30 protein-coding genes are annotated in these 20955 nt (G+C 46.8%); 29 read left to right on the forward strand and 1 reads right to left on the reverse strand.

The features are described from left to right. The first annotated feature begins 81 nt into the window (after window positions 1-81). The 7 genes from kefG to motX all read left to right on the forward strand — a co-directional run bounded on the left by kefG (window position 82) and on the right by motX (window position 6815). Complete coding sequence (kefG, locus tag IX95_RS23070; RefSeq protein WP_038164404.1) at window positions 82-675, forward strand: glutathione-regulated potassium-efflux system ancillary protein KefG; 594 nt, start codon at window positions 82-84, stop codon at window positions 673-675. Next, window positions 665-2461 carry a glutathione-regulated potassium-efflux system protein KefB gene (gene kefB / locus IX95_RS23075; RefSeq protein WP_019276782.1) on the forward strand — a complete coding sequence of 599 codons (1797 nt, stop codon included), beginning with the start codon at window positions 665-667 and terminating at the stop codon, window positions 2459-2461. The genes kefG and kefB overlap by 11 nt, the downstream gene beginning before the upstream one ends. A gap of 67 nt (window positions 2462-2528) precedes the next feature. Continuing rightward, window positions 2529-2723 (forward strand): YheV family putative zinc ribbon protein, encoded by a 195-nt coding sequence (locus IX95_RS23080; RefSeq protein WP_029236219.1) that lies wholly within the window; start codon window positions 2529-2531, stop codon window positions 2721-2723. A gap of 96 nt (window positions 2724-2819) precedes the next feature. Beyond that, window positions 2820-3386, forward strand: coding sequence for a peptidylprolyl isomerase (gene slyD / locus IX95_RS23085; protein WP_038164326.1), 567 nt, complete (start codon window positions 2820-2822; stop codon window positions 3384-3386). A gap of 126 nt (window positions 3387-3512) precedes the next feature. Then, window positions 3513-4454, forward strand: coding sequence for an isoaspartyl peptidase/L-asparaginase family protein (locus IX95_RS23090; protein WP_038164328.1), 942 nt, complete (start codon window positions 3513-3515; stop codon window positions 4452-4454). Between the two features lie 133 nt (window positions 4455-4587). Next, window positions 4588-5904 (forward strand): adenylosuccinate synthase, encoded by a 1317-nt coding sequence (locus IX95_RS23095; protein ID WP_006963225.1) that lies wholly within the window; start codon window positions 4588-4590, stop codon window positions 5902-5904. A 272-nt stretch (window positions 5905-6176) separates the two neighbouring features. After that, window positions 6177-6815 carry a flagellar protein MotX gene (gene motX, locus IX95_RS23100; RefSeq protein ID WP_019276779.1) on the forward strand — a complete coding sequence of 213 codons (639 nt, stop codon included), beginning with the start codon at window positions 6177-6179 and terminating at the stop codon, window positions 6813-6815. Between the two features lie 77 nt (window positions 6816-6892). Here motX and IX95_RS23105 read toward each other — a convergent pair whose 3' ends face one another. After that, complete coding sequence (locus tag IX95_RS23105; RefSeq protein WP_038164331.1) at window positions 6893-8296, reverse strand: amidohydrolase; 1404 nt, start codon at window positions 8294-8296, stop codon at window positions 6893-6895. A 249-nt stretch (window positions 8297-8545) separates the two neighbouring features. On the opposite strand from IX95_RS23105, the gene rnr reads away from it, so the two are divergent. From rnr to rpmD, 22 genes are all read left to right on the forward strand, one after another. Continuing rightward, window positions 8546-11011, forward strand: coding sequence for a ribonuclease R (rnr, locus tag IX95_RS23110; protein WP_038164333.1), 2466 nt, complete (start codon window positions 8546-8548; stop codon window positions 11009-11011). 12 nt (window positions 11012-11023) lie between these two features. Next, window positions 11024-11761 (forward strand): 23S rRNA (guanosine(2251)-2'-O)-methyltransferase RlmB, encoded by a 738-nt coding sequence (gene rlmB, locus IX95_RS23115; RefSeq protein WP_038164335.1) that lies wholly within the window; start codon window positions 11024-11026, stop codon window positions 11759-11761. A 460-nt stretch (window positions 11762-12221) separates the two neighbouring features. Beyond that, window positions 12222-12533 (forward strand): 30S ribosomal protein S10, encoded by a 312-nt coding sequence (rpsJ, locus tag IX95_RS23120; RefSeq protein WP_001181007.1) that lies wholly within the window; start codon window positions 12222-12224, stop codon window positions 12531-12533. 14 nt (window positions 12534-12547) lie between these two features. Continuing rightward, a complete protein-coding gene (gene rplC / locus IX95_RS23125) occupies window positions 12548-13177 on the forward strand; it encodes a 50S ribosomal protein L3 (RefSeq protein WP_006963219.1) in 630 nt (209 codons plus the stop codon). Between the two features lie 17 nt (window positions 13178-13194). After that, the gene (gene rplD / locus IX95_RS23130) at window positions 13195-13797 is read left to right on the forward strand and encodes a 50S ribosomal protein L4 (protein ID WP_006963218.1); all 603 of its coding nucleotides are present in this window, start codon (window positions 13195-13197) and stop codon (window positions 13795-13797) included. Beyond that, a complete protein-coding gene (gene rplW, locus IX95_RS23135) occupies window positions 13794-14096 on the forward strand; it encodes a 50S ribosomal protein L23 (RefSeq protein WP_004398471.1) in 303 nt (100 codons plus the stop codon). The genes rplD and rplW overlap by 4 nt, the downstream gene beginning before the upstream one ends. Window positions 14097-14112: 16 nt before the next feature. Next, window positions 14113-14937 (forward strand): 50S ribosomal protein L2, encoded by an 825-nt coding sequence (gene rplB / locus IX95_RS23140; RefSeq protein ID WP_038164341.1) that lies wholly within the window; start codon window positions 14113-14115, stop codon window positions 14935-14937. A gap of 21 nt (window positions 14938-14958) precedes the next feature. Beyond that, window positions 14959-15237, forward strand: coding sequence for a 30S ribosomal protein S19 (gene rpsS, locus IX95_RS23145; RefSeq protein ID WP_004745876.1), 279 nt, complete (start codon window positions 14959-14961; stop codon window positions 15235-15237). Between the two features lie 10 nt (window positions 15238-15247). Beyond that, a complete protein-coding gene (gene rplV / locus IX95_RS23150) occupies window positions 15248-15580 on the forward strand; it encodes a 50S ribosomal protein L22 (protein WP_006963216.1) in 333 nt (110 codons plus the stop codon). Between the two features lie 19 nt (window positions 15581-15599). Further along, window positions 15600-16298, forward strand: coding sequence for a 30S ribosomal protein S3 (gene rpsC / locus IX95_RS23155; RefSeq protein ID WP_005471060.1), 699 nt, complete (start codon window positions 15600-15602; stop codon window positions 16296-16298). Between the two features lie 11 nt (window positions 16299-16309). After that, entirely contained in the window at window positions 16310-16720 is a 411-nt protein-coding gene (gene rplP, locus IX95_RS23160) for a 50S ribosomal protein L16 (RefSeq protein WP_004410459.1), read from the forward strand. After that, complete coding sequence (gene rpmC / locus IX95_RS23165) at window positions 16720-16911, forward strand: 50S ribosomal protein L29 (RefSeq protein WP_004410456.1); 192 nt, start codon at window positions 16720-16722, stop codon at window positions 16909-16911. Before rplP ends, rpmC begins: the two co-directional genes overlap by 1 nt. Next, on the forward strand, window positions 16911-17165 hold the full coding sequence (rpsQ, locus tag IX95_RS23170) for a 30S ribosomal protein S17 (RefSeq protein ID WP_006963213.1): 255 nt from the start codon (window positions 16911-16913) through the stop codon (window positions 17163-17165). Before rpmC ends, rpsQ begins: the two co-directional genes overlap by 1 nt. Window positions 17166-17329: 164 nt before the next feature. Beyond that, window positions 17330-17701: a 50S ribosomal protein L14 gene (gene rplN / locus IX95_RS23175; protein ID WP_004745883.1), complete on the forward strand. Its 372-nt coding sequence runs from the start codon at window positions 17330-17332 to the stop codon at window positions 17699-17701. Window positions 17702-17714: 13 nt separating this feature from the next. Continuing rightward, window positions 17715-18032, forward strand: coding sequence for a 50S ribosomal protein L24 (gene rplX, locus IX95_RS23180; RefSeq protein ID WP_004745885.1), 318 nt, complete (start codon window positions 17715-17717; stop codon window positions 18030-18032). Between the two features lie 23 nt (window positions 18033-18055). Beyond that, window positions 18056-18595 carry a 50S ribosomal protein L5 gene (rplE, locus tag IX95_RS23185; RefSeq protein WP_004745887.1) on the forward strand — a complete coding sequence of 180 codons (540 nt, stop codon included), beginning with the start codon at window positions 18056-18058 and terminating at the stop codon, window positions 18593-18595. A 17-nt stretch (window positions 18596-18612) separates the two neighbouring features. Next, window positions 18613-18918, forward strand: a complete 306-nt coding sequence (gene rpsN, locus IX95_RS23190; protein ID WP_006963211.1) for a 30S ribosomal protein S14 — start codon at window positions 18613-18615, stop codon at window positions 18916-18918. Between the two features lie 29 nt (window positions 18919-18947). Further along, window positions 18948-19340: a 30S ribosomal protein S8 gene (gene rpsH / locus IX95_RS23195; protein ID WP_004745890.1), complete on the forward strand. Its 393-nt coding sequence runs from the start codon at window positions 18948-18950 to the stop codon at window positions 19338-19340. A 12-nt stretch (window positions 19341-19352) separates the two neighbouring features. Continuing rightward, window positions 19353-19886, forward strand: coding sequence for a 50S ribosomal protein L6 (rplF, locus tag IX95_RS23200; protein WP_004745892.1), 534 nt, complete (start codon window positions 19353-19355; stop codon window positions 19884-19886). A 9-nt stretch (window positions 19887-19895) separates the two neighbouring features. Further along, window positions 19896-20249 (forward strand): 50S ribosomal protein L18, encoded by a 354-nt coding sequence (gene rplR / locus IX95_RS23205; RefSeq protein WP_006963209.1) that lies wholly within the window; start codon window positions 19896-19898, stop codon window positions 20247-20249. Window positions 20250-20263: 14 nt separating this feature from the next. Next, window positions 20264-20767, forward strand: a complete 504-nt coding sequence (gene rpsE / locus IX95_RS23210; RefSeq protein ID WP_006963208.1) for a 30S ribosomal protein S5 — start codon at window positions 20264-20266, stop codon at window positions 20765-20767. Between the two features lie 7 nt (window positions 20768-20774). Further along, the gene (rpmD, locus tag IX95_RS23215; protein WP_006963207.1) at window positions 20775-20951 is read left to right on the forward strand and encodes a 50S ribosomal protein L30; all 177 of its coding nucleotides are present in this window, start codon (window positions 20775-20777) and stop codon (window positions 20949-20951) included. Window positions 20952-20955: the final 4 nt, after the last annotated feature.

Raw genomic sequence — 20955 nt, forward strand, 5'->3', positions numbered from 1 at the left:
AACGTATAACAAACCGATAACGATAAAATTATACCTAACGCCTACTTAGGTATTGAAAACAAAAGGATGGCTGCTTACGGAATGGCTGTAAACGATTTAAATACTGAGTCGCCTGAAAAACCGAAAGTGCTTGTGATTTATGCTCACCCTGAATCGCAAAGCTCTGTCGCGAACCAAGTGATGATTAAGAAGATAACTGCGCTTGATCACGTCACTGTGCATGATCTCTATGCTTATTACCCAGACTTTTTTATTGATGTGGATGCCGAGCAGCAGCGTCTACTTGATCATGATGTGATCGTTTTTCAGCATCCTTTATATATGTATTCTTGCCCAGCGCTACTTAAAGAGTGGATGGACCGCGTATTGGGTAAGGGGTTCGCTTATGGAAAGGGCGAAGCATTGAAGGGTAAATATTGGCGCAGTGTGATTACTACGGGCGGTAATGAAGAAGCTTTTGGCAGTGAGGGGTACAACAAGTATCCATTGGCAGAAATTTTACAACCGTTTGAGTTGACTGCAGCCTTATGTCAGATGGCGTGGATTGAGCCGCTGGTGCTCTACTGGGCCCGCAATGTTTCTGATATGGATCGTTATCAGCACGCAGAGAAGTATCGCCAGTGGCTGCTCAACCCGACTATGACTTCAACCTCAGGAGAAATTCATGGCACTTGAAAATGATTTTCTTCAGAGCAGCGTGATCTTTCTTACCGCAGCAGTCGTTGCAGTGCCATTAGCCCAACGCTTAGGTCTCGGCTCAGTACTGGGTTATTTGCTGGCAGGCATTATTATCGGCCCATGGGGGCTAGGCCTTATAAGCGATGTTGAAGCGATTCTTCACTTTGCGGAATTTGGTGTCGTTCTACTACTGTTTTTGATCGGTTTAGAACTGAACCCTAAAAAGTTATTGCAGATGAAAGGGCCTATTCTTGGGCTCGGCGGTGCGCAAGTTGTGATTACCACCGCGGTATTGGCGAGCGTAACCAATCTAGCAGGAGTCAATTGGCAAACCAGTTTAGTGATTGGTATGGGGCTGGCTCTGTCGTCGACTGCTATTGCTCTGAAAGTGATTGAAGAGCAGGGCTTGGCAGGCAGTGAAGCGGGGCAGTCAGGGTTTGCCGTTCTGCTGTTTCAAGATATTGCGGTCATCCCCATGTTGGCAATTCTCCCCGTTCTGGCAGGAAACACCGCAGGCGACTGGCTCGATGCGATGTGGATGCTCGGCGGAGTCATTGGCCTTCTGGTCGGCGGTCACTTCTTACTTCGCCCCTTATTCCGCTATGTAGTGCTAAGTGGAGTTCGTGAACTATTTACCGTTGCAGCACTGCTGTTAGTTATCGGAATTGCACTGCTGATGCAGCAACTCGGCCTTTCCATGGCACTGGGTACTTTCCTTGCTGGTGTCCTCCTTGCAGAGAGTGAGTATCGTCATGAGCTGGAAATTGCCATCGAGCCGTTCAAAGGGCTACTGTTAGGTTTATTCTTCATTGCGGTCGGTATGGCGGTGAACTTAGGCTTGCTCGCACTGGAGCCATGGAATGTATTGATGGCGGTGTTCGGGCTAGTAGCTGTCAAGGCGGTCATTCTTTACTTCTTAGCCCGTTTGGCAGGCAGTAAACCCAAAGCTCGTAGTAAGATGGCGGCCATTCTTAGTCAGGGTGGTGAGTTTGCCTTTGTCATTTTTACCGCAGCAAGCGCGGAAGGCTTATTGGCACAGGAACAAACCGCTTTCCTACTGGTTGTGGTGAGTTTGTCTATGGTCACCACTCCGTTATTATTGATGGCGCAAAGCAAGTGGTATGCCCGTGGTTTGAACTTTGATGAATCAGGGGCATTGCGCACCGATGTCGTTAACCGTGAACCAAGAGTGATTATTGCCGGATTTGGTCGTTTTGGTCAGATTGTTGGCCGACTGATGTACGCCAACAAAATTCGAGTGACGGTACTTGAAAGTGACGCCAGTCAGATCCAATTACTTAGGAAGTATGGTTACAAGGTATTTTATGGTGATGCCACGCAGCTAGACTTACTGCGCGCTGCTGGAGCGGATAAAGCGGAAGCTATGGTGATTTGTACTGACTCGCCGGATGAGATCATGAAGATCGTCGATTTGTGTCAGTACCATTTCCCGCATCTTAAATTACTGGCGCGGGCACGAAGTCGGGTTGAAGCCTATCAGCTTCTGAGCCACGGGGTAGATAACTACTCAAGGGAAACTTTCCTTGGGGCGTTGGACCTAGGCCGTCAAGCGTTAACTGAGCTCGGTATGCACCCATATCAAGCCAAGCGAGCCGAAGCACACTTTAGAAAGTTAGATAATGCGATGCTGAAAGAATTACTGCCTCAGCATCATGAAGACAAGCAATTGGCCATGAGAGCCAAAGAAGCCCGAAAAGAACTGGAAGAAATCTTTGGTCGCGAGATGGAAAAAGATCAGCAATCAAAGAACTTCTGGGATTAAATCCAAACCTTCCCCGAGCATGGTAAACATTTAACGCTGGTGAAGGTTTATGTTGTGGAATGAACAAATGAAAAAAAGATTTATCGCTGGAGCGAGCTGCCCAAAATGTTCTCAGCAAGACACCTTACGCTGGTGGATAGAAAATAATATTGAGTTAGTTGAGTGTGTTGAATGTGAATATCAGGATCAGCGCAAACCGCAGTCTGTGGAGAAAACTGAACACTCGCAACAAGAGATGATCGGTATTTTTAAGCCGGATTGATTGAGTTTCTTTATTTGATCCCCATAATACCCTACATAAAAAATTGTTATTCGGAGCAATTCAATTGCTCCGTTTCTTTATCTCCTTGGAGTCATTATGAAAATTGAAAAGAACGTAGTAGTAAGCCTTGCTTACCAGGTGAAACTGGAAGATGGCGCAGTGGTTGATCAGTCAACAGCAGAAGCACCACTGGATTACCTACACGGCAACAACAACCTGATCACAGGTCTTGAAACTGCACTGGAAGGTAAAGAAGCGGGCGCTCAGTTTTCAGTAACAGTGTCTCCAGAAGAAGCGTACGGCGATCATAACGACGCGCTTGTTCAACGTGTACCAGCGAATGTTTTCCAGGGTGTTGACCAGATTGAAGTGGGCATGCGTTTCCTAGCGGATACAGACCAAGGTCCAATCCCAGTAGAAGTGACAGAAGTTGACGGTGATGAAGTTGTGGTTGACGGCAACCACATGCTTGCAGGCCAAACGCTGACATTCGACGTTGAAGTTGTTGCAACACGTGAAGCGACAGCGGACGAGATCGAACACGGCCATGTTCACCAAGCTGGCTCACACGATCACGAAGGCGGTTGTTGTGGCGGCGACCATGACCACGCTGAAGAGAAGAAAGACGGCTGCTGCGGTGGCGGTAGCTGCGGTTCTCACTAACAGAGAAAAAACCACCTGAGTACTGTGCTCAGGTGTTGATTTTAAAGCGCAAGCTAAGTGATTAGCTTGCGCTTTTTATTTATCTAAGGTGTGATGGGAGCAAAGCACACTGCAAAGGAGTAGGACGTGAGCAAACCATTTTCAATCGCGATTCATGGCGGCGCAGGGACAATTTTACGTGAACAGATGAGTGACGAGTTAAAGGCGGACATTCTCAACGATTTAGAAAAGTCCGTTCGTGCTGGTCATGAGGTTCTTGCTCGTGGCGGTGATGCTTTGGATGCCGTCGTTGCCGCAGTGAAGGTGCTGGAGGATTCGGTCAACTTTAACGCTGGTCGAGGCTCAGTGTTAACGCACAAGGAAATTGTTGAGATGGATGCCTCTGTCATGCACGGTAAAGAAGCAAATGCAGGCGCAGTGGCTGGCGTGCGCCATATTCGTAACCCGATTGAGCTCGCTCGTGATGTGATGACAGACAGTAACCATGTGCTGTTGATCGGAGAAGGGGCCGAAGAGTTTGCCTTTGAGCAGGGCCATCAATACACCGAACAAGATTACTTCTTCACTGATCGACGCTATGACCAGTTGCAGTCGATGAAAGAGAAAGGCCTATTTGCCTTATCCGAGTCGAAATACCCGGATGACAAGAAATACGGCACAGTCGGCGCTGTTGCTCTAGACAAGCAAGGCAATTTAGCGGCAGCCACCAGTACTGGTGGTGTGACCAACAAAAAGTACGGTCGAGTGGGGGATTCTTCCATCATTGGCGCGGGTACGTTTGCCGAAAATGGTAACGTGGCGGTATCGACCACCGGAATGGGGGAATACTTTATTCGCAAGACTGTCGCGAGTGATGTGGCAGCACGGATGCGTTATCTCAAGGAAGATGTGCATACGGCCTGCGAGACTGTGGTCCAAGGCGAGTTGAAGGCCATGGGTGGCGAAGGGGGGCTGATCGCCATTGATGGTGATGGACGTGTTCACTTTGCAATGAACAGCAGTGGTATGTACCGAGCGAGCATTGGCACAGATGGCAGCCTGCTAGTGAAGATTTATGCCGATGAGTAGGGTCAAAACGACCCCTAATAGTAGCACTAACAAAGGGTTAGTGCTTCATTACACTTCTATGATTAAAAAATGACTGCAAGAAGTGTGATTCAGTGCTAGAATCCATTTTTAACTAGCAATCAGACTTGGAAAGATGGGAAATAACGTAGTCGTTCTGGGCACCCAATGGGGTGACGAAGGTAAAGGTAAAATCGTAGACCTTTTAACTGAAGATGCAAAATACGTGGTTCGCTACCAAGGCGGTCACAACGCAGGTCACACTCTAGTCATTGACGGTGAAAAAACCGTTCTTCACTTAATTCCATCAGGTATTCTTCGCGATAATGTAAAATGTGTTATCGGTAATGGCGTAGTTCTATCGCCTGAAGCTCTCCTTAAAGAAATGAAGCCTCTTGAAGAGCGCGGTATTCCAGTACGCGAGCGTCTTTTCGTTTCTGAAGCTTGTCCTCTAATTCTTCCGTACCATATCGCTATCGACAACGCGCGTGAAATCGCTCGTGGCGCGAAAGCTATCGGTACAACGGGTCGTGGTATCGGTCCAGCTTACGAAGATAAAGTGGCTCGTCGCGGTCTACGCGTTGGTGATCTTTTCGATAAAGAAATGTTCGCTGAGAAACTAAAAGAAGTGATGGAATTCCATAACTTCCAGCTGGAGCACTTCTACAAAGCAGAAACAGTAAGCTACGAAGAAGTACTTGAGCAGTGCATGGGTTACGCAGACCTTCTTACTTCAATGGTAATGGACGTAACTGACGAACTAGACGCAGCACGTAAGCGCGGCGACAAGATCATGTTCGAAGGCGCTCAAGGTACACTACTCGATATCGACCACGGTACTTATCCATACGTAACGTCTTCTAACACGACGGCTGGTGGTGTTGCTGCAGGTTCTGGTTTTGGCCCTCGTCATATCGGTTACATCCTTGGTATCACTAAAGCGTATTGTACTCGTGTTGGTTCAGGTCCTTTCCCAACAGAGCTTTACGATGGTCAAGACAAGCAAGATCCAGTAGGTAAACACCTAGGCGATGTTGGCCACGAGTTTGGCGCAACAACTGGTCGTCTACGTCGTACCGGTTGGTTTGATGCAGTGGCAATGCGCCGTGCAATCCAAATCAACTCACTAACAGGTATGTGTCTGACTAAACTAGACGTTCTTGATGGTCTGAAAGAGATCAAGATCTGTACTGGTTACAAGATGAAAGATGGCGCTATCCTAGAAGTTTCTCCAATGGCAGCTGAGTCATTCGAAGAAGCAACGCCAATCTACGAAACAATGCCAGGTTGGTCTGAGACAACATTTGGTGCTAAGTCTATCGACGCGCTTCCACAAGCAGCTCTAGACTACATTAAACGTATCGAAGAGCTAACGGGTGTTCCAGTGGATATTATCTCTACTGGCCCAGACCGTAACGAAACAATCATCAAGGTTCACCCTTACGAAGCTTAATTCTGATTGTTATCAATGATTGTAAAAACCAGCGCATTAGCGCTGGTTTTTTTATACTCAATTTTCATGCATTATCTATACTGACAGTGGCAAGTTTTTGCCAGTCGTCGGCAATTTTGATTAAAGAGTTAGCAGCCGTTGCCGATACAGGTATCAAGATTGCCGTTTATGCGGTTAATCCTAAAGATACAGGTTGCTAAGAACCCAGCTTGTATAACCTGTCTTGGTGAGTAGACAGGTGGAGACATTATCGAAGTCAAAGAGTGCAGACAATGAAGCTAAGAAAGTTAGCTGCTTCGATGGTATTTTTGTTTGGGGCTTCTATGGCTAATGCCAATGAGCTTGCTGAGATCGGTGAGCCTATTCCCATATATACCGAAGCTGAACTGATAAAACTGATCAACGAAAACAAACATTTAGAACAAGTTAAAGCAGACAGTTGCCAATTAGTTGAAGATATCGTCGCTCGTGCGACCCGGATCAGCCTGCCATCCTACGAGTTTTTGTACGGTGACATGCTGGCGTGGGGGGTCTGTGTCGAGCAGGATGTCGAACTGGGCTTGTACTATATGGAAAATGCGGCGCACCAAGGGTTACCTGCAGCGTTGGAGCAGCTTGGTCGCTATTACTCGCGCGGAACCTTAGTTCAGCAGGACAAAGAGCGCGCGATCCCATACCTGCGTGAAGCGGCTGCGATGGGTAACCTGAATGCTCGCATTCATTTGGCGGAACTGCTGCTACGTGATTATGGTAGCCCGTTGGATTATGAAGATGCGTATCGCTGGCTGTATAACTCGGTGACGGCGGATCAGCGCACGCACAAACGAATTTCAATTCTGCGGCAGGGTCTAGAGCGGCGAATGCCACAGAATATTATCGCCAGAGCCAAAAAACGCGATACTTTCTGGTAAAGCGGTAATCTGACTGCACTCAGGTTATACAACAACGCCCAGCATATGCTGGGCGTTGTTATTTTTGGAGCAGGTGATTATTGAACCACTTCACCTGATTCAATCACGGTTTCACGTACGACTTTGGTAAACTCCAGCGCTTCTTTGCGAATCGCGTCTTCATCGACTGTGAGCATGTAGCGGTCTTTCATCAGGATTTTCCCGTCAACGATGGTGTGACGAACGTTGCCTGAGTTCGCTGAATAAACCAAGGCAGAGTATGGGTTGTAGACTGGAACCATATTCGGTGCTTTGGTATCGACAACGATGATATCTGCCAGCTTGCCCGCTTCTAGAGAACCAATCTTATCTTCCATATGCAGTGCTTTCGCTGCGCCCATGGTCGCCATATCGATGACTTTAATCGGTGGCATAGCGGCGCGGTCTTTGTTGACCAGCTTGTGAACCTTAGCAACTTGGTTGAACTCATCAATCGTGCTTAGAGTATTGCCTGACATTGGGCCGTCAGTACCTAGACCGATACGAACATTTTCATCGTACATCTTAAGCGCTGGTGATACGCCTTTCGCTGACTTGATGTTGGCACTCATGTTATGGGCAACGCCCATATCCGACTGCTTAACCAGTTCAATGTCTTTGTCATCGACCAGAATCATATGTGCGCCAACCAAGTTTTTGTTAAGCGCACCAATGCTATCCATGTACTCAACGGGAGACATGCCTTCAGCTCGCTCTGCAATTTTTTCTTCTTCACGATGCGATTCTGCGAGGTGAATCATGACCGGTACATCTTTCTCCAAGGACAGCTTGGCAATCTTCTGCAGAGTCTCTGTTGTATTGGTGTAAGGCGCATGCGGTGCAAAAGCAGGTGTAATACGTGGGTGGTCTTTGTACTCTTCAATAAAGTTGAGTGCGTATTGAATCCCTTCTTCTGCATTGGCCGCATCAGCAACAGGGAATTTAATCACTGTCTCGCCAAGAATGGCTCGCATACCGATTTTATCGACAGTCTTAGCCACTTCATCCTCAAAGTAGTACATGTCGGCATAGGTTGTTACGCCCCCTTTGACCATTTCGACGTTACCGAGATTGGCACCAATGCGTACCATATCGCGAGAAACGAGCTTAGCTTCCAGCGGGAAGATATAACGGTGCAGGCGATCGGGTACATCATCCGCAAGTGAACGGAACACCGTCATTGAAACGTGGGTATGGGTGTTGATTAGCCCTGGCATCACAATGTCGCCATCCACATCGAGGGTTTTCTTTGCTTGGTACTGTTTTTCAAGCGACTGGTCACCAACGGCTAGGATCTGGTTACCTTTGATGACAACCGTACCTTTCTCGAACACTTGCTTCTCCTGGTTCATGGTCAGAACCATCGCATCTGTGATCATTAAATCGACTTTTTCAGCCGCAGAAACAGACAAAGAACATAACCCCGCGATTGTGGCAGCGAGTAAAGAACGTTTAATACTCATAACGAAACCTAAATATGGAAAGTAAAATTTGACTGAATAATAAAGTTAAACTTTACCATTGCAATCGTTTGCTTTGTCATTTTCACTAATGTGTGACCTTTAGCGTACGTTGTAAGAGATTGTGACCATAGATGGTAAGTTATGAAAATAGAGCTAGAATTTGGCTTTTTAATCTAACTCTCCTGTAGCTTAGTAAGTGAGTCGGATATACTAGCTTTAATTACCTTCCTTGTTTAATTAGGCGCGCCTATGTCAGAAAGCACCCCAAACGATCCATTTGCAGCTCGCGAATCAGAGAACTACGAAAACCCTGTTCCAAGTCGAGAGTTCATTCTTGAATTTCTTGAACAAGCTGGTGTTCCTTTGAATCGCAATGATCTGTTTGAAGCTCTACATCTAGAAGGTGAAGAGCAGTATGAAGGTTTACGCCGCAGATTAAGAGCGATGGAGCGTGACGGTCAACTGGTGTTCACGCGTCGTCAGTGCTATGCCTTGCCAGAAAAACTCGAAATGGTGAAAGGTTACGTTATCGGACACAAAGATGGTCATGGCTGGGTGCGACCTGAAGGGAGTGTGGGCAAAGATAACGATGTAGTACTGCCTCACCATCAGATGAAAAGTGTTCTGCATGGTGACTATGTTTTAGTCCAGCCAACACCGAACTCGAAGCGAGGAAGAAAAGAAGGTCGTTTAGTTCGGGTACTTGAGGAGCGTCAGACGCAAATCGTGGGTCGTTTCTTTATGGAGTATGGCTATTCCTACGTTGTGCCAGATGATTCTCGTATCAGCCAAGATATTCTCATCCCCAATGAGCTGCGTGCAGGTGCTCGAATGGGCAATGTCGTCGTTATTGAAATCACCGAGCGCGGTTCTCGTTCGCGTGGCATGATGGGCAAAGTGATCGAAGTTCTGGGCGAGAATATGGCGCCGGGAATGGAAACACAGATCGCGATTCGCACTCACCAAATTCCTCACGAGTGGCCTGAAGAAGTGGATAAGCAAATCGAAGGGCTAGGTGAAGAAGTACCGGAAGAGGCCAAGCAAGGTCGTGTCGATTTGCGTGAGCTTCCGCTTGTCACTATTGATGGTGAAGATGCGCGTGACTTTGATGATGCGGTCTATTGTGAAGCGAAGAAAAGTGGTGGCTGGCGCCTTTGGGTTGCGATTGCCGATGTGAGTTACTACGTCCGCCCAGATTCTGCGTTGGATAAGGAAGCTATCAATCGCGGTAACTCGGTGTATTTCCCATCACAAGTGGTGCCAATGTTACCGGAAGTGCTGTCTAACGGCTTGTGTTCGTTAAACCCACAAGTTGACCGCCTGTGTATGGTGTGTGAAATGACCATTTCTGAGTCAGGTAAGCTCTCCGGATATAAGCATTACGAAGCAGTGATGAACTCGCATGCGCGTCTGACCTACAACAAAGTGCACCATATTCTTGAAGGTGACGAAGAACTGCGTCAGCGATACCAACCTTTGGTTCCTCATCTTGAAGAACTGCACAAGATGTACAAAGTGCTTAAGCATGCGCGAGACAACCGTGGCGCCATTGAGTTTGAAACTGTTGAAACCAAATTCATCTTCAATGCAGAGCGTAAGATCGACAGTATTGAACCAGTGATTCGCAATGACGCTCATAAGATCATTGAAGAGTGTATGATTCTGGCTAACATCGCGTCAGCGTCTTTGGTTGAAAAAGCCAAAGAGCCGGCACTATATCGAATTCACGAATCTCCAGGCGAACAGCGCTTGACCGGGTTCCGTGATTTTCTCAGTGAGCTTGGGTTAGACCTGAAAGGAGGCTTGGAGCCATCACCAACAGATTACGCCGATTTAGTTAGACAGATTGGCCAACGCCAAGATAAAGAATTGATCCAGACTATGCTGCTTCGCTCAATGAAGCAGGCGGTGTACAACGCCGATAACTGTGGTCACTTCGGTCTAGCGTTGAAACGCTATGCGCACTTTACTTCACCTATTCGTCGTTATCCGGACCTTTTGCTTCATCGTGCGATCAAATATTTAATCGCAAAAGAGAACGGCACGCTGAAAGACCGTTGGACGCCTACGGGCGGCTTCCACTATTCCTTTGATGACATGGATTTCTACGGTGAGCAGTGTTCGATGACGGAACGTCGTGCCGATGATGCAACGCGGGAAGTGTCTGATTGGCTCAAATGTGAGTACATGCAAGATCATGTAGGCGAAGAGCTGGAAGGTGTGATTGCTAATGTGACTGGCTTTGGCTTCTTTGTTCGATTAACCGAACTGCATATTGACGGGCTAGTGCATATTTCTACATTGGCAAACGACTACTACCAGTTCGACCCAATTGGACAGCGATTGATCGGTGAAAGCTTCGGTGCCATCTATCGTCTAGGTGATGCAGTGAAAGTGAAAGTGCTGTCTGTAAATCTAGATGATCGACAAATTGACTTTGAATTAGTCGAAACTAGTCGTAAGCTACGCGGCAAAGGAAAAACAGCCAAAAAACGCGCAGCCGAGGCACAGAAAAAAGCTAAGGCGAAAAAAAACGCGGCAGCGAATGGTCGACGTTCAGTAGACAAAGCTAAGCCTATGGTCGAACCAACTAAACGCCCGGATGGTAGCCAGGAAGAAGGTAAAGGCAGCAAAGCCTCGAAGAAACCTTCAGATAAAGCGCGTAAGAAAAAAACACGTAATAAAGCGAAGAAAGCGCGTGGTAAAAAACAGTAATCGGATAAATTAATGAGTAATGAATTTATTTACGGCATTCACGCAGTAAAAGCGGTACTGGCAAAAGAGCCAGAGCGTTTTGTTGAAGCCTTTGTATTAAAAGGTCGTCAAGATGACCGTTTAATGCCGATCTTAAATGAACTCCAGATGTGTGGCGTGTCGATTCAGCAAATGACACGTAAGACTCTGGATGACAAAGCTCGTGGTGCTAACCACCAAGGCATTATGGCCAAGGTGAAGCCTGCCAAGCAGCTAAATGAAAATGACCTCGATGACATCCTTGGTCAACATTCCGCACCATTATTGCTGGTATTGGATGGAGTCACTGATCCGCATAATCTAGGCGCGTGTCTACGTAATGCTGATGCAGCGGGTGTGGCTGCGGTGATTGTTCCTAAGGACAAATCCGCAAACATTACGGCTACGGTAAGCAAAGTCGCATGTGGCGCAGCAGAAACGGTGCCTTTGGTTCGTGTAACCAACCTTGCTCGCACTATGCGTGCGTTGCAAGAGCAGGGGATCTGGTTTGTTGGTACGGCCGGCGAAGCGACACATGACATCTATCAGGCTAAGTTAACTGGTCCTCTTGCTATCGTTATGGGAGCTGAAGGTGATGGCATGCGCCGCCTGACACGTGAAACCTGTGATGATCTAATCAAGATCCCAATGGCAGGTAGTGTGTCGAGCTTGAATGTGTCAGTCGCATCAGGTGTGTGTCTGTTTGAGGCCGTTCGCCAGAGACTGGCTTAGTTAGTCATTTGGTTTGATTGACATGAAGCGCAGGCTGTTTGTTCAGCCTGCGCTTTTTAATTTGGCAGTAAGCCACAGCATGACAAATGAGTAAGCTTGAGCTCTCTTCGTTTATTTTTCACACAGCCCTTGCATGTCAAACTGTGATCTGTATAATGCAGCGCACTGGTTAAGCCAGTTGTGAACCAATGAGCGAAGAGGAGCTGATTTATCTCTTTGATATTTCAGGTAATGTAGACTCAGCTTATGTTCGCGGTTAATACAATTAGCTACTTATTCTTCGGAATAACTATCCCCAGACGTGATTCTGGCATGTAGGGGTAGTTAATCGAAAATTAACTGACAATACTTCCTAATCTTGGAAGTTACGGTTTCACATAAATCAATCGGCATTCTCTCGCTTTTGCGAGTGTGAGTGGCGATATTGTTTGTGTAATTTTTAATATTGGAGCTCTGTCTCATGCAGAACCAACGTATCCGTATCCGCCTAAAAGCTTTCGATTACAAACTAATCGATGCTTCTACAGCGGAAATCGTTGAAACAGCTAAGCGCACTGGCGCACAGGTTCGTGGTCCAATCCCACTACCTACTCGTAAAGAGCGTTTCACAGTTCTTATCTCTCCACACGTTAACAAAGATGCTCGTGATCAGTACGAAATCCGTACTCACAAACGTCTAATCGACATCGTTGAGCCAACAGACAAAACTGTTGATGCTCTGATGCGTCTAGACCTTGCTGCGGGCGTTGACGTACAAATTAGCCTAGGTTAAGGGAGATTAGAAGAATGATTGGTCTAATCGGTCGTAAAGTGGGTATGACCCGCGTATTTACTGAAGAAGGCGTTTCTATCCCAGTAACAGTTGTTGAGGTTGAAGCTAACCGTGTTTCTCAAGTTCGTACACTTGAAACTGACGGCTACGCAGCAATCCAGGTAACTACTGGTGCTAAGAAAGCTAACCGTGTTTCTAAGCCAGAAGCTGGCCACTTTGCGAAAGCAGGTGTTGAAGCTGGTCGCGGTCTTTGGGAATTCCGTTTGGAAAACGGTGAAGAGTTTGAAGTTGGTGCTGAACTAACTGTTGAACTGTTCAACGAAACTAAGAAAGTAGACGTTACTGGTACATCTAAAGGTAAAGGCTTCCAAGGTGCTGTTAAGCGTTGGAACTTCTCTACTCAAGATATGACTCACGGTAACTCATTGTCTCACCGTGCTCCTGGTTCTATCGGTCAATGTCAGACTCCAGGTCGCGTATTTAAAGGCAAGAAAATGGCAGGTCACATGGGTGCTGAGCGTGTAACGACTCAAAACCTAGAGATCGTACGTGTTGACGCTGAGCGCAACCTGCTTCTTATTAAAGGTGCAGTCCCTGGCGCAACTGGCGGTAACGTGATCGTTAAACCAGCTGTTAAAGCATAACGTCTCAGGAGTAAGTAATGGAACTAATGGTTAAAGGTGCTGATGCACTAACTGTTTCCGAAACTACTTTCGGACGTGAGTTTAACGAAGCTCTTGTACACCAAGTAGTTGTTGCGTATGCAGCAGGTGCTCGTCAAGGTACTCGTGCTCAAAAAACACGTTCAGAAGTTGCTGGCGGTGGCGCTAAGCCATGGCGTCAAAAAGGTACTGGCCGTGCACGTGCTGGTACAATCCGTAGCCCAATCTGGCGTACAGGTGGTGTTACTTTTGCTGCGAAACCACAAGATCACAGCCAAAAAGTAAACAAAAAAATGTACCGTGGTGCTATGAAGAGCATTCTTTCTGAGCTTGTTCGTCAAGAACGTCTAATCGTTGTTGATAACTTCTCAGTAGAAGCACCAAAGACTAAAGAGCTTGTAGCTAAGCTTAAAGAGCTTGAGCTAACTGACGCGCTTATCGTGACTAGCGAAGTAGATGAGAATCTATTCCTAGCTGCTCGTAACCTATACAAAGTTGACGCACGTGACGTTGCTGGTATCGACCCAGTATCGCTAATCGCGTTCGACAAGGTTGTAATTACTGCTGAAGCAGTTAAGCAAGTTGAGGAGATGCTAGCATGATCACTGAAGAGCGTATCCTAAAAGTTCTACGTGCTCCGCACATCTCTGAAAAAGCAACTATGGCAGCTGAGAAAGCGAACACTATCGTTTTCAAAGTAGCTAAAGATGCTACTAAAAAAGAGATCAAAGCAGCTGTAGAAAAGCTATTTGAAGTTGAAGTTAAGTCTGTAAATACTCTTATCACTAAGGGTAAGACCAAACGTCAAGGTCTACGCCAAGGTCGCCGCAGCGACGTTAAGAAAGCGTACGTTACTTTGAAAGAAGGTCAAGATCTTGACTTCGTTGGCGGCGCGGAATAACAGGAGTAGTTGAGAAATGGCTATTGTTAAATGTAAGCCGACTTCCCCTGGTCGTCGTCACGTTGTTAAAGTTGTTAACGCTGACCTACACAAGGGCAAGCCATACGCACCTCTTCTAGAGAAAAACTCTAAGAATGGTGGTCGTAACAACAACGGTCGTATTACAGTACGTCACATCGGCGGTGGTCACAAGCACCACTACCGTGTAATTGACTTTAAACGTACTAAAGACGGTATCCCAGCAAAAGTTGAGCGTCTAGAATACGATCCAAACCGTAGCGCTAACATCGCTCTAGTTCTGTACGCAGACGGTGAGCGTCGTTACATCCTAGCACCTAAAGGTGTTAACGCGGGTGATGCTATCCAGTCTGGTGCAGACGCACCAATCAAAGCTGGTAACGCACTTCCAATGCGTAACATCCCAGTAGGTTCAACTGTACACAACGTTGAACTTAAGCCTGGTAAAGGTGGTCAGCTAGCTCGTTCGGCTGGTGCATATGCTCAAATCGTTGCTCGCGACGGTGCATACGTAACTATCCGTCTACGTTCTGGCGAAATGCGCAAAGTACTTTCTGAAGGCCGTGCAACAATCGGTGAAGTTGGTAACTCTGAGCACATGCTACGTGAACTTGGTAAAGCTGGTGCTAGCCGCTGGCGTGGTGTTCGTCCAACCGTTCGTGGTGTTGTGATGAACCCAGTAGACCACCCACACGGTGGTGGTGAAGGCCGTACTTCTGGTGGTCGTCACCCAGTTTCACCATGGGGTCAGCCAACTAAAGGCTTCAAGACTCGTAAGAACAAACGCACCGACAAGTACATCGTACGTCGTCGTAACAAGTAATCTATATAAAGAGGAATCGCCATGCCACGTTCTCTCAAGAAAGGTCCATTTATTGACCTACACTTGCTGAAGAAGGTAGAGAAAGCGGTGGAAAGCGGAGACAAAAAGCCTATTAAGACTTGGTCCCGTCGTTCAATGATCATCCCTACGATGATCGGTTTGACCATCGCTGTCCATAATGGTCGTCAGCACGTACCAGTTTTCGTTACCGAAGAAATGATCGGTCACAAGCTGGGTGAATTTGCACCAACTCGTACTTACCGCGGCCACGTCGTGGATAAGAAAGCTAAGAAGCGTTAAGGAGTAGATGATGGAAGCACTAGCTAAACATAACTTTGCTCGCATTTCGCCTCAGAAAGCTCGCTTAGTTGCGGATCAAATCCGTGGTAAATCAGTTGACCAAGCTCTAGAAATCCTAACTTTCAGCAACAAAAAAGCTGCTGACCTAGTTAAGAAAGTTCTTGAGTCAGCTATCGCGAACGCGGAGCACAACGAAGGTGCAGATATTGACGATCTAAGTGTCGCAAAGATCTTCGTAGATGAAGGCCCTATCATGAAGCGTATTATGCCTCGTGCTAAAGGTCGTGCGGATCGTATCTTGAAGCGTTCAAGCCACATCACTGTTGTTGTAGCAGATCGCTAAGAGACTAGGAGAGTAAGCAATGGGTCAGAAAGTACATCCAAATGGTATTCGTCTTGGCATCGTTAAGCCTTGGAATGCTACATGGTTTGCTAACACCAAAGATTTCGCTGACAACCTAGACGGCGACTTCAAGGTACGTCAGTTCCTTACAAGTGAACTGAAAAAAGCGTCTCTATCACGCATCGTTATCGAGCGTCCTGCTAAGAGCATCCGTGTGACTATTCACACTGCTCGTCCAGGCGTTGTTATCGGTAAGAAAGGTGAAGACGTTGAGAAGCTACGCGCAGCAGTAGCTAAAATTGCAGGTGTACCAGCGCAAATTAACATCGCTGAAGTACGTAAGCCTGAACTAGATGCGCAACTTGTTGGTGACAGCATCGCGTCTCAGCTAGAGCGTCGTGTGATGTTCCGTCGTGCTATGAAGCGCGCGGTACAAAACGCTATGCGTCTAGGTGCTAAAGGTATCAAAGTAGAAGTAAGTGGTCGTCTAGGCGGCGCTGAAATCGCACGTTCAGAGTGGTACCGTGAAGGTCGTGTACCTCTACACACTCTACGTGCTGACATTGATTACGCAACTTCTTCGGCTCACACTCAATACGGTGTAATCGGCATTAAAGTTTGGATCTTCAAAGGTGAGATCCTAGGCGGCATGCCAGCAGCTAACGCTGTAGAGCCTAAAGGCGACAAGCCTAAGAAGCAGCGCAAAGGCCGTAAGTAAGGAGTCGACAGATGCTACAACCTAAACGTACTAAGTTCCGTAAGGTTCAGACTGGTCGTAACCGTGGTCTAGCTAAAGGTACTGATGTAAGCTTCGGCGAATTCGGTCTTAAAGCAACTGGCCGTGGCCGTCTAACTGCTCGTCAAATCGAAGCGGCACGTCGTGCAATGACACGTCACGTTAAGCGTCAAGGTAAAATCTGGATCCGTGTGTTCCCAGACAAACCTATCACAGAAAAACCACTTGAAGTTCGTCAAGGTAAGGGTAAAGGTAACGTTGAGTACTGGGTAGCCCAAATCCAACCTGGTAAGGTTATGTACGAAATGGGTGGTGTACCTGAAGAATTGGCTCGTGAAGCGTTCCGTCTAGCGGCGCGTAAACTGCCATTCAAAACTACGTTTGTAACTAAGCAGGTGATGTGATGAAAGCACAAGATCTACGCGAAAAAAGCGTTGAAGAGCTTAACGCTGAGCTATTGAATTTGCTACGCGAACAGTTCAACTTGCGCATGCAAGCTGCAACTGGTCAGCTACAGCAAACTCATACTCTGAAAGCTGTACGTCGTGATATCGCACGTGTGAAAACCGTATTGACTGAGAAGGCAGGCGCATAATGAGCGACAAAATTCGTACTTCATTTGGTCGTGTAGTTAGCAACAAGGCTGATAAGTCTATCACTGTTGCTATCGAGCGCATGGTTAAACACCCAATTTACGGCAAGTTCGTAAAGCGCACGACTAAAGTTCACGCACATGACGAGAACAACGAGTGTGGCCTAGGCGATACTGTTGAGATTCGTGAATGTCGTCCACTGTCTAAGACTAAGTCTTGGACACTGGTAAAAGTTGTAGAAAAAGCGAAAGGCTAACCTTTAGCTAATTCTATGATGTTAAACGGCTCCAAATTTATTTTGGGGCCGTTTATTTTTTGACTACCCAATCACAAAAAAGGGTGGTACAATTCGCGTCCCTTTTAAAGAGGCAGCCCGACCCGTGATGGGTCTAGTTATTAATATTTAGCGGAGCACTAACAATGATCCAAATGCAAAGTACACTTGACGCAGCTGATAACTCTGGCGCGCGCAAGGTAATGTGTATTAAGGTCCTGGGTGGCTCACACCGCCGTTATGCACATATCGGTGACGTCATCAAAGTTACTGTTAAGGAAGCAATTCCTCGCGGTAAAGTTAAGAAAGGTGATGTTCTGAAGGCGGTTGTCGTGCGCACTCGCAAAGGCGTTCGTCGTCCAGACGGTTCTGTCATTCGCTTCGACCGTAATGCTTGCGTATTGTTGAACGACAACACTGAGCAACCAATCGGTACACGTATCTTTGGCCCTGTGACACGTGAACTTCGTGGCGATAAGTTCATGAAGATCGTTTCACTGGCTCCAGAAGTTCTGTAAGGAGCACGTAGAAATGGCAGCTAAAATCCGTCGTAACGACGAAGTAATCGTTCTTGCTGGTAAAGATAAAGGCAAGAAAGGTAAAGTAACTAAGGTTCTAGCAACTGGTAAAGTTATCGTAGAAGGTATCAACCTTGTTAAGAAGCACCAAAAGCCGGTTCCGGCTCTAGGTCAACAAGGTGGCATCGTTGAACAAGAAGCAGCTATTGATGCTTCTAACGTTGCAATCTTTAACGCAGCTACTGGTAAAGCTGACCGTATCGGTTTCCGTTTTGAAGATGGTAAGAAAGTTCGTTTCTTTAAATCTAACAACGAAATCGTTTCTAACTAATAGAAGTAATTTGGAGTTCTACTATGGCGAAACTGCATGATTACTACAAGTCGTCTGTAGTCGCTGAACTGACCAAACAGTTTAGCTACACAAGCGTCATGCAAGTCCCTAGAATCGAGAAAATCACCCTAAACATGGGTGTTGGTGAAGCAATCAACGATAAGAAACTGCTAGAAAACGCAGCTGCTGATATGGCAACGATCTCTGGTCAAAAGCCACTTATCACTAAAGCGCGTAAATCTGTTGCAGGTTTCAAAATCCGCGAAGGCTACCCTATCGGTTGTAAAGTAACCTTGCGTGGCGAACGTATGTGGGATTTTCTTGAGCGTTTAATTAACATCGCTCTTCCACGTGTACGTGACTTCCGTGGCGTTAGCGCTAAGTCTTTTGACGGACGCGGTAACTACAGCATGGGCGTTCGCGAGCAAATCATCTTCCCGGAAATCGACTTTGATAAAGTTGATCGAGTACGCGGTCTAGACATCACTATTACGACGTCTGCTGGTACTGATGAGGAAGGCCGTGCTCTGCTGGCTGCCTTTAACTTCCCATTCCGTAAGTAAGGTGAAGGGTTACTGTTATGGCTAAAAATTCAATGAAAGCACGTGAAGCAAAACGTGCGAAGCTAGTAGCTAAGTTCGCTGAAAAGCGTGCTGCGCTTAAAGCTATCATCAGCGATGTAAACGCATCTGAAGAAGATCGTTGGAACGCAGTTCTTAAATTGCAATCTCTTCCACGTGATTCAAGTGCATCACGTCAGCGCAACCGTTGTAACCAAACTGGTCGTCCACACGGTTACCTACGTAAGTTCGGTCTAAGCCGTATCAAAGTTCGTGAAGCTTGCATGAAAGGCGAGATTCCAGGACTTCGTAAGGCTAGCTGGTAATTGCCACTTAATCATTTGGAGTAAATCATATGAGCATGCAAGATCCGATTTCGGATATGCTGACCCGCGTTCGTAACGGTCAGGCAGCAAACAAAGTTGCTGTTAAAATGCCTTCTTCAAAGCTTAAAGTTGCAATTGCTGCACTACTAAAAGCTGAAGGTTACATCACTGACTTCGCTGTTGAAGGCGAAGCAAAACCTGAGCTAGAAGTTACTCTTAAGTACTTCCAAGCTAAACCAGTAATCGAGCAACTTAAACGTGTTTCTCGTCCAGGTCTACGTGTTTACAAGAAGAAAGATCAACTTCCTTCTGTAATGGGTGGTCTTGGTGTTGCAATCGTTTCAACTTCCAAGGGTCTTATGTCAGACCGCGCTGCACGTAAAGCAGGTCTTGGTGGTGAAATCATCTGTTACGTAGCTTAATAGGAGTAGACTATGTCTCGTGTTGCTAAAGCACCTGTCGCTATTCCAGCTGGCGTAGAGGTGAAACTAAACGGCCAAGAAATCACTGTAAAAGGTGCTAAAGGCGAACTATCTCGCGTTCTTAACGCTGCGGTAGTTGTTGCTCAGGAAGAAAATAATCTTACTTTCGGTCCTCGCGAAGGTGTTGCTAACGCATGGGCACAAGCAGGTACTGCTCGCGCTCTAGTTAACAACATGGTTGTTGGCGTTACTGAAGGCTTTACTAAGAAGCTAACTCTTAAGGGTGTTGGTTACCGTGCTGCTATCAAAGGCAACGCTGTAGGCCTAACTCTTGGCTTCTCTCACCCAGTTGAGCATGAATTGCCAGCGGGTATTAAAGCTGAGTGTCCAAGCCAAACTGAAATCGTGATCACTGGTTGTGACAAGCAATTAGTTGGTCAGGTTGCGGCTGACATTCGTTCTTACCGTGAGCCTGAGCCTTATAAAGGCAAAGGTGTTCGTTACGCAGATGAAAATGTGCGTACTAAAGAAGCTAAGAAGAAGTAAGGTAACACTATGGATAAGAAAGCATCTCGCATCCGTCGTGCTACACGCGCACGTCGTAAGATTGCAGAACTGGGTGCAACTCGCCTAGTAGTACACCGTACTCCTCGTCACGTGTACGCTCAGGTTATCGCATCAAACGGCTCTGAGGTTATCGCAGCAGCTTCTACTGTAGAAAAAGCGATCCGTGAGCAAGTTAAGAACACTGGTAACATCGATGCAGCTAAAGCAGTGGGTAAAGCTGTTGCAGAACGCGCTATTGAAAAAGGCGTAGATTCAGTTGCATTTGATCGTTCTGGTTTCCAATACCACGGTCGAGTGGCGGCGCTAGCAGAATCTGCTCGCGAAGCTGGTCTGAAATTCTAAGGTAGGGTTGGAAGATGGCTAAAGAACAACAAGTTCAAGCGAATGATTTGCAAGAAAAGCTAATCGCAGTTAACCGTGTTTCTAAGACGGTTAAAGGTGGTCGAATCATGAGCTTTACTGCACTAACAGTAGTTGGTGACGGTAACGGTCGCGTAGGTTTCGGTTACGGCAAAGCTCGTGAAGTACCTGCAGCGATTCAAAAAGCAATGGAAAAAGCGCGTCGTAACATGACTACTATCGCGCTTAACGAAGGCACTCTTTTCCACCCGGTTAAAGGTCGCCACTCGGGCTCTAAAGTTTACATGCAGCCAGCTGCAGAAGGTACGGGTGTTATCGCAGGTGGTGCGATGCGTGCAGTACTAGAAGTGGCAGGTGTACACAACGTACTATCTAAAGCATACGGTTCTACGAACCCTATCAACATCGTTCGTGCTACGATCGATGCACTAGGTAGCATGAAGTCGCCAGAAATGGTTGCTGCTAAACGTGGTCTAACTGTTGAATCTATTTCGGAGTAAGAACACCATGGCAACTATTAAAGTTACTCAAACTAAAAGCTCAATCGGTCGCCTACCTAAGCACAAAGCGTGCCTAAAGGGTTTGGGCCTTCGTAAAATCAACCATACTGTAGAACTTGAAGATACTCCGTGTGTACGCGGCATGATCAACAAGGTTTTCTACATGGTTAAAGTTGAGGAGTAATCAG

This window comes from Vibrio sp. B183, from assembly GCF_000740665.1.
Taxonomy (GTDB): Bacteria; Pseudomonadota; Gammaproteobacteria; order Enterobacterales; family Vibrionaceae; genus Vibrio; species Vibrio coralliilyticus.